Raw genomic sequence first — 13,128 nt, 5'->3', positions numbered from 1 at the left:
ATACCATGCAGCATAATTTTGATTATATCTGTTACTGACATCAGGTACCAGACCTTTTCTGCAACGGCCTCAGCCAAGTGTGTTCCTTTTGAACAGCATGTTGCCACAGATGCAACTTCGCCCCGAAAGGTACAGTCAACGATTCATGGTGTTATCCTTGACTATCACTCGATAACAACCTTTTGCACTGATAGGTTGGCCTGGCTTTCCGCTTTCACAAAATAGAGTCCTTTTCCATAGTCCTGAAGGTCAATTTGCAGCGGATAATCCTTCGTAAGCGATGTGAGTCTGAATTCTTTTAAAGACGCTCCTACGGAATTAATGATAGTGATGGTGATGGGTTGATTGATTACAGCGTCAGTTGAGACTGTAAATATCCCATCATTGGGATTTGGTGAAATGATGAATTGCTTTGCTGATTGCAAAGGATTAATTGCTGAAAGAGCCGAAGTCGTCAGGTTAATGTTGTCAATGTATAGCACATTGCCATAGTAGCCGATATTGCGGAAAGCGATAACTACTTCCGGATTTCCGGCAAAGGCATCAAGCAAGACGGTATCCGTTCTCCATTCATCGCTTTCCGGTACAAAATAGTTTCCGTTATTTCCGGGTACAGTGGCCAGATCATTTCCTCCACGTTTATACAACAGGGTAAAATTTTCACCGCAGTCTGTTGATGCTAATATAGCCAGCGAATCCACATATGGAAATCCATATGGCACATACGCGACATCAAAGGTGAGGCGCGCATCGGAAAATGCTGAAAGATCATACTTGGCTGTATGAACATCTGCATAGCCTCCTTGCAAGTCAGCATCATAATTATCAAAGTACATGCAATGGTTGCTAAGTCCATAACCACCGACAGTTTCACTAATTGCCCATTGTGTTAACAGCCAGTCGGTGTTAAACTGACCTTGTTCAAAACCTTCTGCAATGGGTAGTGATTGAACATTCACTCCGTCAATTACAATGGACTTGGTGATGGTATCCGCATTGCCATTATCTGTCACGATCAGGGTAACCTCATAGATACCAGGCATCGAGAAAATAGTTGCAGGATTCTTCTCTGTTGAAACCGATGGGATTGCTCCGTTGAATGTCCATTGATAAGTGGCCGATGCTGAAGCCACCGAATGATCCGTAAAATAAATTGTATCGCCGCTGCAATAGATAGTATGATTGCCGATGGCGAAATCAGCAATGAGTGCAGAGGGCTCAAACAAATCATTCTCCCATACGCCCACGTGCCATGTTGCCAGCCTGATTTTGTTGCCTTTGTAATACGGTATAATCTTTAGTGGTTCTGAAACGGCAGGTAATCCACTTCCATATACTGTCCAGTCAGCAAGCAGGTTATTGTGGTAAAAAATAACTCCTTGTTTCATGGCAAGATAAACGCCGCCATCGGTTCCGAATTGATGTGCAAGGGCCCATATATTCAGATTATCCAGTGCTGGCGTTGACAGGTTGATCCAGGACACTCCACCATCTGTTGTGTGATAAATTTTAGATCCATTCGGGCCATTGGTAAATGCCAGCCACATCTCGTTTTCATCAGTACCGCTCAGCGTGAAGTTGAGATACTTCTGATTGGCAAGCGGCAATGTTAACTGCGTCCAGTTTATCCCGCCGTCTGTTGTTTTCCAGATAATACTTTTTGACGATTGCAACTGTTGAGCATACATGACAAGGGTGTTAACACGGCTTTGCTCAATCTGAAGGATACGCTGATTACTATTGGAGCCAAATGCATGGTCAACAAAAAAACCGGATCCCCCATCAGTACTTTTATATAGCTTATTATCTTTTCCCATATAGGCAATGTGATAATTGTTCCAGTCAAAAATGATCCGTGAACTTTCGCCCTGGTAATAACTTTCATTCGGCTGGCCAGCTGCACCGGTGTATTGCGCAAAACCGTCTATTTCATCAGGTAAAATCACACTGCCTATATCGGAAAAATACGCTTTGCGCTCATGGCTGAAATTGGCATAACCTGTTGCCGCCTCACCACCGCCCAATGCGAGAAATTCGCCATCAGGAAAACCTTCTCCAAAACCCATATTGCCATTATGATAGCGGCCACCGACCATCATGTCTTCATTCCAGCCCTGATCAAATCCCCAAAGCTCTGTTGCCAGGATACCCTTGCACTTTGACGTATGAGTTTCCAGGAAATCCGTTGAATGATTTACGCCACCGTCGCTGCTCCACCATACTTCTTCGGTAGTATCAGAAGTCTTGTAGTTACGGATTGTTTGTATGTCCACATGCATCAGTGGCAATCCTCCGATATAGCCACCAACACCCTGATAAGAAACGGCGCCGTCATCAGAACGCCACATGTTTAATCCGCCTATCAATATCCTGTTTTCATCCAGGTGGGAGGCGATAATAAAGGTGTTATAGTAAATCTGATTGTAATCCGCGGAATGGCCGTCAAAATCCATCAGGCAAGGGTGCGTATCAAAATCGTATGGCTCGCCGATAAGGACGTGTGGATTGGTCCATAATTCTCCTGCATTGTTGCTCACATACGTTCCAATGAAGCCACCTAACTGGAGTTGTGCATTGGACTGACTGTTTCCTACCAGCAGCACGTACACTTTTTCAGGATTGGCTTCCGTAACAGCAATTCTGCCGCCATAACTTTCAATTTTTCCCGCATCATTAGCCGGTACTTCAAACCAGCCATTGCTGTACTTGGTGAATGTCGCTCCGTAATCAATGGATTTATAGAAATAGGAAATCTTGGTAACAGGATCATATTGCAAGGCATAAATAACCGACGGATCATCTGGTTTTATATTTATTGACATGCAATATTCAGTTAATATCTCTGTCCAGTGCTGCCCGCCATCTGTAGTGCGAAACATACCTTTGTTGGTTCCGATGAAAATAATATCCGGATTGCCCGGGTTATAAATCAAATCGTCAGCTGTAAAGTTAAGTGCCTGAAAAACAGGATCTCCGATGGAATTCCAGGTTTGACCGCCATCAGATGTCTTGTATAATTTACCTCCGCCGGCAAACAACATCTCATCTTCGTTGGTGGGGTGAATGCGTACTGCCCTTGAAGTAAATATCAGCAGATTGGGAGTTACCAATGTCCATGATTCGCCTGCGTCGGTCGATTTGTAGATGCCACCACTCTCACTTCCGGCAATCAGGATGTTGGGGTTGCTTTGTGAGCGGTCGATACCATAAACATTGGCCTGCTCGGAAATAGGTTCAAATAAACTGTTTTCATTGGTCTTGGTGGAAAAGTGAATATCCGGACCAGCATGTGTCCATGTACTGCGTACATCTGAAAGCATTTCGCTGCGTCGACGCAGTTGATTGCTGATTTCCTCATCTGAAGGGTAGTCAGCAAATCCGTTTTCGTCAAGATAAGAACTGACCTGCCTGCGCCAGTTGGTATACCAGCGAGCATAGATATCATTTTTAGGCTCATGATCTCCGTAGTAAGTTAAATAGGCACTGTCCACTGCAAAGACGCTCACTTTTTCATCATACATCATCTTCACCCATCCTGGTAAAGCAGGATCGCCGGTATTTATTTTCGGATACTCAAACTGAGCAGCAACCAAATGGCAATAAAAACATAAAACTATGGCAGCAAGGGTATGTCGGATCATAGAAGATTAAATTTGAACAGTTTTGCAAAGGTATAAAGGATTGTAAGATGGAAATTCATTGCTGGTCTTTTTCATCACCTTTTAATATGAAGTTTAAGCATGCATTTTTTCATGCGCTGCGCCAATTGCAAAACAAGTGATGGAAAAGCTGCAAAATATTGTCTGCTGAGACAGGTTTCTACAAATTTAGCTTAGGAATAAATTCAATTGAAACGAAGGGATCAGAAAAGCGAATCCATGAATTAATAAATAGTCCCGATTGTCGTTGGGCAGATCATGGTCCTCTTAAATATGTCCAAATAATGGTTAAACCCTTAGCATGCTGGTTACTAAATATGAACAATTAATTTTTAACAACTCTACTTGAAGGAATCCCATTAACTTGCCATTCAGCCAACTGTTGATCTGATACTTGCGTCTATTTCCTGATGATGGTGCCAACTGCCCGGTTCAATTCATTATTTTTTTTGCATCGCTTAACGCGATTGACCATCCTTTGCAGTTTTTTGATCTCAATGCTCAATGCTTCGGTATTGGCACAACCGTATTTTCATTTCACCCGAAATCAACAGCGCGCTTCTGTTGCGTATAAGTTTTATCGTAATCTGATTGTTGTTCCCGTTAAGTTGAATGGAAAGGGTCCTTATAATTTTGTACTCGATACAGGAGTTGGAGTACTGACGATTACTGATCCTGCAATACAGGATGTGCTGCGATTGCAGACCGGCAAGGAAATAACGATCAGCGGATTAGGTGAAAAAGAAGGAGTGAAGGCAGTTACGGTAAGTGGTGTGAGCCTTACCATGCCCGGCATTGAAAGTCTTCCCTTGACTGGAGTGGTTTTTAAAGAAGATCCATTTTTCCTTTCAACTTATCTCGGTGTGAAGATTACCGGGATAATCGGATATGAATTTTTTGCCAGTTTCGCGGTAAAAATTAATTATGGAGAAAAGATTCTGACAGTTTTTGAGAACAGTCATTTCAAACAGGGCAGAAAATATCAATCCATTCCTATTGAGTTACGCTCCAACAAACCATTTATCAAAGCAACTTGCAGTATGTCAGACAGTACAGCTATTCCGCTTGATTTGCTGATTGACACCGGTGCAGGGTTTCCGCTTTCTTTGCAGAGTAATTCAGATAACCGGCTCACTGTGCCGCAACGTCATCTTTATACGCAGTTGGGACTCGGATTAAATGGAATTATTCATGGAAGCCTGGCACGGACAAATCAATTGTCGATTGGTAACTTTTCTTTCACCAATGTAGTTACCTCATTTCCGGATTTTGACAATTGGGAAAGCAAGGCGGAGTCAGGAAAACGAAATGGCAGCATCGGTAACTTTATATTAAAAAGATTCTCGGTAGTCTTTGACTATGAAGGCAGACATCTGTATCTCAAACCCAACACAAAATTCAAAGAGCCTTTTGAATATGACCGCGTTGGGATAGAAGTGGTAGGCGGTGGAGATGACTACAACCGCTTCATCGTATTTCAGGTAAAACCCGGTTCACCGGCCCACGAGGCAGGTATTCAGCCCGATGATGAATTGGTAGAAATTAATTTTATGCCGGTAAAAAATATGGAACTGGGTAATGTCGACCACCTGTTCAGCGATCCCAATGCAAAAAGCATAATGCTGAAAATTATCCGGGGGCAGGAATTCAGGTACATCTTGCTCAGAATGCATGACCTGTTTTAGATCGAAATTTACGATTGTGGAATTACCCTGTTGATTTCTGCCACTACAAAGGTGCTTCCCCCAACATAGATCAGGTCATTGGCAGATGCGTATTCTTTGGCAGCTTCAAAAGCAGATGTTACTGATGGGTACACCTTTCCATGCAACCCGTATTCATGCGCGATAGCCTGCAGCATTGATGCATCCAATCCTCTTGGTATATCAGGCTTACAGAAATAATAGGTTGCATCTTTTGGAAAATGCGATAAGAGTTTGCTTAAATCTTTGTCGCTTACAAATCCAATCGCGATATGTAACTGCTGATAATGATAGTGTTTCAATTGATCCATTGCATGAAAAATGCCGGCTTCATTGTGTGCAACGTCTGCAATAATCAGGGGCGATGCAGACAGTATATCCCATCGCCCGGCCAGGCCGGTTAACTGTTTCACGGATTTTAATGCAGCGATGCAATTTTGTTTAGTGAGATTAAACCCATTTGCCGACAAGATCCATTGCGCTTCCAGCACACCCAGGATATTTTTCTCCTGATATTTTCCTAACAGGTCAATTTCAATGTCCCATTGATCTGCGCTGTGGTGTTCTATTTTCATGCAAAGTGCATCATCTTTATAGCTGGATTGCAATAGTGTCCAGTTATCGCCGGCGAAGTTTATAGCTGCTGCTTTTTCTTTGGCCGTCTCGATAAAAACCGGATCTGTTTCAGGGCTATGTTCGCCAATTACAACCGGAACCCCGTTTTTGATGATACCTGCTTTCTCCTTTGCAATCTTTTCAAGAGAATCACCTAAAAGATCGGTATGGTCAAAGCTAATATTGGTGATTAAGGAAAGGAGAGGAGTTATCACGTTTGTCGAGTCGAGCCTTCCTCCCAGTCCAGTTTCTATCACTGCTATGTCAACATTTTCCTTCCTGAAATAGTCAAAGGCAAGACCAACAGACCACTCGAAAAAGGAGCAGCCGATTTCCAGTACTTTCTCTTTGTAAGCCATTACAAATTTAACAACCTCCGTTTCAGGGATCAATTGGCCGTTAATCCTGATCCTTTCACGAAAATCTTTTAAATGAGGCGAAGTGTATAGCCCCGTTTTATAGCCATTCTGCTGCAGGATGGCTGCCAGCATGTGGCTGGTTGATCCTTTGCCATTTGTCCCTGCAATGTGGATGCTCCTGAATGATTGCTCTGGGTTATTCAGCAATGCACATAAACGCCTTGTATTTATTAGGTCGCTTTTATAAGCTGCTTTTCCGATACGTGAATACATCGGCAATTGCGAATAGAGAAATGCTATGGTCTCTTCATAATTCATTTTGGACGATCTTCCGCAAAAGTATATTTTTGGTGGTTTCAAAATAATACGGGTCTCTGTCCGTTTACCCGCTTATTCTATTAATCACGCAACTGCTGAATTTTTTCCTGTCAATACTGAATGTACCTAACTTATAATAGACATCTTCTACTTTCGCTGTTCGCCTGCGTATTTTATGTGTTATTATCCAAGTCATCCCATGCGCAATTAGGAGGTAGTGAAGTATTCCTTTTTATGAACGAGGCGCCTTCTGCACGCATTACTTCCATGGGTGGCACATTTATTTCAGTGCATGATGAGGATTTATCCATTGGTTTTCAGAATCCGGCCATGTTGAATCCGTCAATGAATAACAGACTCTCGCTCAATTATGTGGATTACATCAGTGATATTAAACGTGGTTATACGGGTTATGTCCGGACTGTTGCCAAATGGAAAACGACCTTTAACGGAGGCATTCAGTTTGTAAATTATGGCCAATTCACGGCAACTGACCAGGTTGGCAACGTCAGCGGTCAATTTGATGGAGCGGAGTATGCTGTTTCCATTGGTGCCGGGCGGGAATATATCAAACGTTTTTCCTATGGGGCAAATCTGACCTATATCACATCCAGACTGGAATCTTATCATTCAAGTGGAATAGCACTTACTGTGGCCGGTGCTTATTACGATTCCGCACAAGGATTTACGGCCACTATTCTTTTTAAAAATGTTGGCACACAGTTCCAGCCGTATGCCGGATCCGGCAAAGAACCGTTGCCATTTGACATTCAGGCGGGTATTTCAAAACGGCTTATACATACACCATTTCTTTTTTCAATAGTGTTTCATGATCTCTATCGTTGGGATCTTCGTTATAATGATCCCAATCAGGCTGATCAGGGCACCATACTGATCGATTCTTCCCAACAGGCGAAAGAGAAAAATTATTTCGTTGACAATTTTTTTCTGCATACCATTATCGGTACAGAAATCAATTTTGGGAAAAACTTCCGCGTCAGTATCGCATATAATCATCAGCGGCGGGAAGAACTGGCCGTTGAACTCCGTAAGGCGTTGTCCGGTTTCAGTTTCGGTGCAGGTGTACGTATAAATCGCTTTAATATCGGCTATGGGAGAGCTATCTACAATGTTGCCGGTGGCGTCAATCACCTCACATTTGGAGTTAATCTCGACGAGCTCTTTGGAAAAAAAATGTAGCAGCGTCTTAGCATTGGTTCTAAAATTTCTGCATTTGTATGTAATCGCCTGAGCGCTTTCTCCGTATTTTGCCGCCATGCATCCGATAATCATAGCCATTGATGGGCCATCGTCCAGTGGTAAAAGCACCCTGGCTAAGCATCTGGCAGCAGCACTACAATACAATTATGTGGATTCCGGCGCATTCTATCGTGCTGTTACCGTTTTCTTTCATCAAAATTCTATTGATTTCAAACAAGTTCCAGAAATAATTGCATCGTTCAATCGTATTAACATCGATTTTCAATATGACTTTGCAAATCAGGAATCTCATGTTTTTTTAAATGGAAAGAATGTGGAAACCGAAATCAGGAGCATTCTTATCGCCGACCTCGTAAGTGAGGTTAGTTCTATTCCTGAAGTGAGGACATTTATTGTCACTAAACTTCGGGAATACGGCAAAAATAAGGGCATTGTTATGGATGGCCGCGATATAGGAACCGTAGTTTTCCCTGAAGCCGCGCTGAAAGTTTATATGACGGCTGATGAAAAGGTCAGGAGTGAAAGAAGGTATAAAGAACTGAAAAATAAAGGGTTGGAGGTTACAAAATCACAGGTTTCGCAGAACCTTTCCGGCCGTGATCTGACCGATAGCACAAGAGTTACTGCTCCGCTGAAAAAAGCTGCTGATGCCGTGGAAGTTGATAATACTTTGTTATCTGAACAGGAACAATTTGAATTTGTTCTTCAATTGGCCAAGGCGAAAATTGCATCTCTTGCCTGAGCCTTAAGACTTAAAATTTACAACATGACAATTACCATAGATCAGAACAGTGGATTTTGTTTTGGGGTTGTATATGCCATACAAATGGCAGAAGATACTCTTGATACCGGAACTGAATTGTATTGCCTGGGAGATATTGTACACAATGACGTGGAAGTAAAACGGCTTACGTCTAAAGGACTCAAAATTATCAATCATGAAGATCTGCAGAAGTTGCATGATTGCAAAGTGCTGATCCGTGCGCATGGTGAACCACCACAGACCTATATAACGGCTATGGAAAACAATATCGAATTACTCGATGCATCATGTCCGGTGGTATTGAAGCTTCAAAATCGTGTGAAATTGGCTTATGATAAAATGGAGAGAAAAGATGCTCAGTTAGTTATTTATGGTATTCCCGGTCATGCGGAGGTAAATGGGCTGATGGGCCAAATTAATCAGCAGGGTATTATTGTAACAATTGAAGATGACCTGGAAAAGATTGATTACTCTAAACCTATTGAGCTCTTTTCCCAAACAACTAAGAGTACTGAAAAATTTTATCATTTAAGCCAAGTGATAAAGCAGCGTGCTGCTGCAGTGGGAAATGAAGTGGTGAGGTTCAATGATACAATTTGCAGGCAGGTATCCAATCGTGAACCTCAATTGCAAAAATTTGCGCTCCAGCATGACGTTATTATTTTCGTAGGGGGGAAGAAAAGTTCGAATGGTAAAGTGCTGTTTAATGTTTGCAAGGCGGCGAATCCAAATTCCTATTTCGTATCAGAAGAGGCTGATTTGCAGCAGGAATGGTTTAGATCAGCTCAATCAGTGGGAATTTGCGGCGCAACGTCCACTCCCTTATGGCAGATGGAAAAAATTGCAGAAACGCTAAGAGCATTTGATAATTGATACGGATGCCTTTTCATCTAACTTCAACTTTTGAATATCCGGAGAGAATGGTGGATGCAGAGCATGGTATGATTGGATCAGATAAGCAATAATCTGATAAAATATTATAAGAATTTGCCTTTTTCCGCAATTCCTTTACCTTTGTCGTCCCGTTTAAAAACACGGGAAATCTCACACAAAAGGAGGACCCAAAAATTGGAAGAAAACAAAACTGAAATTCCACAAAACGAAACAACACAGGAAACACTGAACGGAGCAGCCTCTCCGCATCTTGAAGCCCCGGAAAAAGTCGAAACCCCTCATGATGATTTCGACTGGAATGTATCAAAGCGCAACGTCAAAACATATACAAAGGACGAGCGCAAAAAATTAGAGGAAATTTATAGCAGCACATTTGTAACCATCACGGATAATGAGATCCTTAAAGGTACAGTTGTGTCTTTAACACCAACAGATGTCGTGTTAAATATCGGGTTCAAATCAGACGGATTGGTCCCGCTTTCAGAATTCCGCGATATGCCCGAATTGAAAGTCGGGGATGAAGTGGAAGTATTAGTGGTAGAAAAGGAAAATGTAAAAGGACAGCTTTCTTTGTCAAGGAAGAGTGCCAAGATGGAGCGAGCCTGGGAACGTATTGTCAATGGTTACAAAACCGGTGAGATCGTTACCGGTACCATTACGAGCAAGACGAAAGGCGGGTTAATCGTAGATTTGTTTGGATTAGAAACATTTCTTCCTGGATCACAGATTGATGTGAAGCCTATTACCGACTACGATTCGTATGTAGGGAAGATGATGGAATTTAAGGTGGTAAAAATCAATGAGACCATCAAAAATGCTGTCGTTTCGCATAAAGCACTAATAGAAGGTGACCTTGAAAGTCAGCGTCAGGAAATTATTTCTAAGCTCGAAAAAGGCCAGATTCTTGAAGGTACTATTAAGAATATCACTGACTTTGGTGCATTTATCGATCTCGGAGGTTTAGATGGTCTGCTTTATATCACGGATATTTCATGGGGCCGGATCAGCCATCCAACAGAAGTGTTGAAGCTAAATCAGAAATTGCAGGTCGTTGTGCTGGACTACGATGAAGAAAAGAAGCGTATTTCACTTGGTCTGAAGCAGTTAACTCCACAACCGTGGGATGTACTTGATCAGTCAATTGCTGTCGGTTCAAAGGTTAAAGGCAGAATTGTCAATATTGAGGATTATGGTGCATTTCTGGAAATTCAGCCCGGTGTTGAAGGATTGATACACGTTTCTGAGATTTCCTGGAGCAATACACCGATCAATTCAAAGGAACACTTTAAGGTGGGCGATGAATATGAAGCAATGGTTGTTACAATGGATCGTGCAGAGAGAAAGATGTCTTTGAGTTTGAAGCAATTAACAAAAGATCCATGGAGTGATATTGAACAAAAATATCCGGTGGGAACGCGCACGAAGGGTATCGTAAAAAATGTGAGCGGATATGGTGTATTCGTTGAGTTGGAAGATGGCATAACCGGCTTTGTGCACATTTCAGATCTTTCCTGGGTTAAGCGGATACATCACCCTAATGACGTTACCAGGATTGGAAACGAACTGGAAGTGGTTGTGCTTGATATAAATAAGGATGAAAGAAAACTTTCTCTTGGCCATAAGCAAGTAGAAGAAGATCCATGGGATACATTTGAAAGTGTTTTCCCGGTAGGTTCTGAACATCAGGCAACTGTTATTAAAAAGGATGATAAGGGAGCAATTTTACTGATGCCATACGGATTAGAAGCTTTTGCACCTGCTAAACATCTGAAAAAGGAGAATGGCAAGTTGGTTGAAGTAGATGAAACATTACAAGTTAAGGTGCTTGAATTTGACCGTGGGAACAAGAAGATTATTGTATCGCATGCACGTGTGTGGGAAGAAAAGGTGGAGAAGGATCATGAAGAGGTACGCGAAAAGAAAGCAACAGAAAGGAAAGATCAACGGACAGAACTCAAGAATATCAACCGCAAAGTGGAAAAATCTACTCTTGGTGATTTAGGTGTTCTTTCAGAATTGAAATCAAAGATCGAAAAGGGTAATGCGAAAGCTACACAGACTGAATCGGAAGAACCCGTTACAGAAAATCCGGATAGCATATCGGATGCACCTGCAACAGACTTGAATGCTGATATTTCAACCGATGGAAATCCTCAAAGCGAATAAATTTCCGGTAAGTATTTTGAAAAAAGTCCTGGTCTCAACCGGGACTTTTTTATTAAGACCTGTTGTACTCAGTGAAAAATTTGGCGTCTAGATACCGCTGCTTCAAAAGATTTACTAGAGCATATTTATCTTTGTCAGAAAATGTGAAATTAATGGCCGTTCCCAATTGAATCATAGTCAAGAAAATGGCAGTATCGGCAGGATTTTAAAAGTTTGTGCAATGTGCAAGGTTACTTACTCTCCAAAATAAACTGCTCCAAATGAACTATTGGCTTGTAAAATCTGACCCGGAATCGTATGGATGGGAATCATTTCTAAAAGACAAGAAGACAGAATGGACGGGAGTGAGAAACTATGCCGCCCGCATACACCTCAAAGCAATGAATAAGGGTGACCTTGTTTTGTTTTATCATAGCCAGCAATCTCCAGCCATTATTGGTATTGCGATGGTCTCCAAAGAATCTTATCAGGATCCAACGACAAATGATCCGGCATGGGTTGCTGTTGAACTTTCCGTAGTGAAGCGCTTAAATAAGCCTGTAACCCTTACTGATATAAAATCTGAAAAGAGACTATCTGAGCTGCCATTGATAAAAATTTCAAGGCTTTCAGTAATGCCAGTATCGGCTAATGAATTTACGTTTCTATTATCAATGGGTGATACAAAGCTTTAACATTTTTAGCAGAAAAATCTATACAATCGGCTAGGAATAATCTATTTTAAATCTGTAATTTAGCCTATAATGTACTGCATTATGTTGAGTAGAAAAGTGGGGATGGCTTTTAAGGGCAAACAAAAAATATCTGATGCTCAAATAGGAATTCATAAACCTGAAATAAAAGAAGCAGGATCGCTGCTATACCAGCAAACCAAGTCGCGTGAATTAACCGGAGAGTATACTGGTTTTGCTTTTCGATTTCGCTGGCTTCCATTTCCTTTTTCTTCTCATAGCCGCCCATACCGTAATCACTAAAAATAACTCCTTCAAAAGTTATCCAATATTTATTATCATTCTGCTCATTAAAAGAAAGGTAGTGGTCATTTTCTAATTTTTTGAACATTGCATATCTGTAAGATTCATTGCCAACCTTATCCTCTAAATAAATTGTCGGGTGATCTATTAAAATTCTTGTCCAAGCATCATCAATTTCTAATCCCTTAACTGCATGTTTAGCCATAAAATGCAGTACCCAATCTAACCTTTTGAGTTGATCTTGTTCCTGTTTCATCGTAGTTAAATTCATCGCGTCCGCGCCGCTTTCTACTTAACTATAATGGCGTATTATAGGCTTCGATGCGGTTCCCTTAAACATGGTTTTTTGAATACCTTTATGTAAAAGTAAGAGAAAATTCAAAAAACCATGTTTAAGGGAAAAATGAATACCAATATGAATAGAAAGATAATTCATTTAGCTTCGTTGCCTATAAT

General features: G+C 41.5%; 9 protein-coding genes. 6 read left to right on the top strand and 3 right to left on the bottom strand.

The annotated features are described in order from the left end of the window. Window positions 1-164 precede the first annotated feature (164 nt). Window positions 165-3,641, bottom strand: coding sequence for a PKD domain-containing protein (locus K1X61_10480; protein MBX7109061.1), 3,477 nt, complete (start codon window positions 3,639-3,641; stop codon window positions 165-167). Window positions 3,642-4,147: 506 nt separating this feature from the next. Between K1X61_10480 and K1X61_10475 the strand changes: the two genes are divergently transcribed. After that, window positions 4,148-5,344, top strand: a complete 1,197-nt coding sequence (locus K1X61_10475) for an aspartyl protease family protein (GenBank protein ID MBX7109060.1) — start codon at window positions 4,148-4,150, stop codon at window positions 5,342-5,344. An 8-nt stretch (window positions 5,345-5,352) separates the two neighbouring features. Here the strand turns inward: K1X61_10475 and K1X61_10470 are convergent, their stop codons facing one another. After that, complete coding sequence (locus K1X61_10470) at window positions 5,353-6,654, bottom strand: bifunctional folylpolyglutamate synthase/dihydrofolate synthase (protein ID MBX7109059.1); 1,302 nt, start codon at window positions 6,652-6,654, stop codon at window positions 5,353-5,355. A gap of 120 nt (window positions 6,655-6,774) precedes the next feature. Between K1X61_10470 and porQ the strand changes: the two genes are divergently transcribed. From porQ to K1X61_10445, 5 genes are all read left to right on the top strand, one after another. Next, window positions 6,775-7,854: a type IX secretion system protein PorQ gene (gene porQ / locus K1X61_10465; GenBank protein MBX7109058.1), complete on the top strand. Its 1,080-nt coding sequence runs from the start codon at window positions 6,775-6,777 to the stop codon at window positions 7,852-7,854. 76 nt (window positions 7,855-7,930) lie between these two features. Continuing rightward, window positions 7,931-8,617: a (d)CMP kinase gene (gene cmk, locus K1X61_10460; protein MBX7109057.1), complete on the top strand. Its 687-nt coding sequence runs from the start codon at window positions 7,931-7,933 to the stop codon at window positions 8,615-8,617. Between the two features lie 24 nt (window positions 8,618-8,641). Beyond that, window positions 8,642-9,511 (top strand): 4-hydroxy-3-methylbut-2-enyl diphosphate reductase, encoded by an 870-nt coding sequence (locus tag K1X61_10455; GenBank protein MBX7109056.1) that lies wholly within the window; start codon window positions 8,642-8,644, stop codon window positions 9,509-9,511. Between the two features lie 195 nt (window positions 9,512-9,706). Next, the gene (gene rpsA, locus K1X61_10450; GenBank protein ID MBX7109055.1) at window positions 9,707-11,698 is read left to right on the top strand and encodes a 30S ribosomal protein S1; all 1,992 of its coding nucleotides are present in this window, start codon (window positions 9,707-9,709) and stop codon (window positions 11,696-11,698) included. A 260-nt stretch (window positions 11,699-11,958) separates the two neighbouring features. After that, window positions 11,959-12,372: an EVE domain-containing protein gene (locus tag K1X61_10445; GenBank protein MBX7109054.1), complete on the top strand. Its 414-nt coding sequence runs from the start codon at window positions 11,959-11,961 to the stop codon at window positions 12,370-12,372. Between the two features lie 109 nt (window positions 12,373-12,481). Here K1X61_10445 and K1X61_10440 read toward each other — a convergent pair whose 3' ends face one another. Beyond that, a complete protein-coding gene (locus tag K1X61_10440; protein ID MBX7109053.1) occupies window positions 12,482-12,928 on the bottom strand; it encodes a hypothetical protein in 447 nt (148 codons plus the stop codon). Window positions 12,929-13,128: the final 200 nt, after the last annotated feature.

The organism is Chitinophagales bacterium, from assembly GCA_019694975.1.
In the GTDB taxonomy this organism is placed as follows: Bacteria; Bacteroidota; Bacteroidia; order Chitinophagales; family UBA10324; genus JACCZZ01.
The sequence above is the reverse complement of the archived record's forward strand: the minus strand, read 5'-3'. Positions and strand labels throughout refer to the sequence as shown.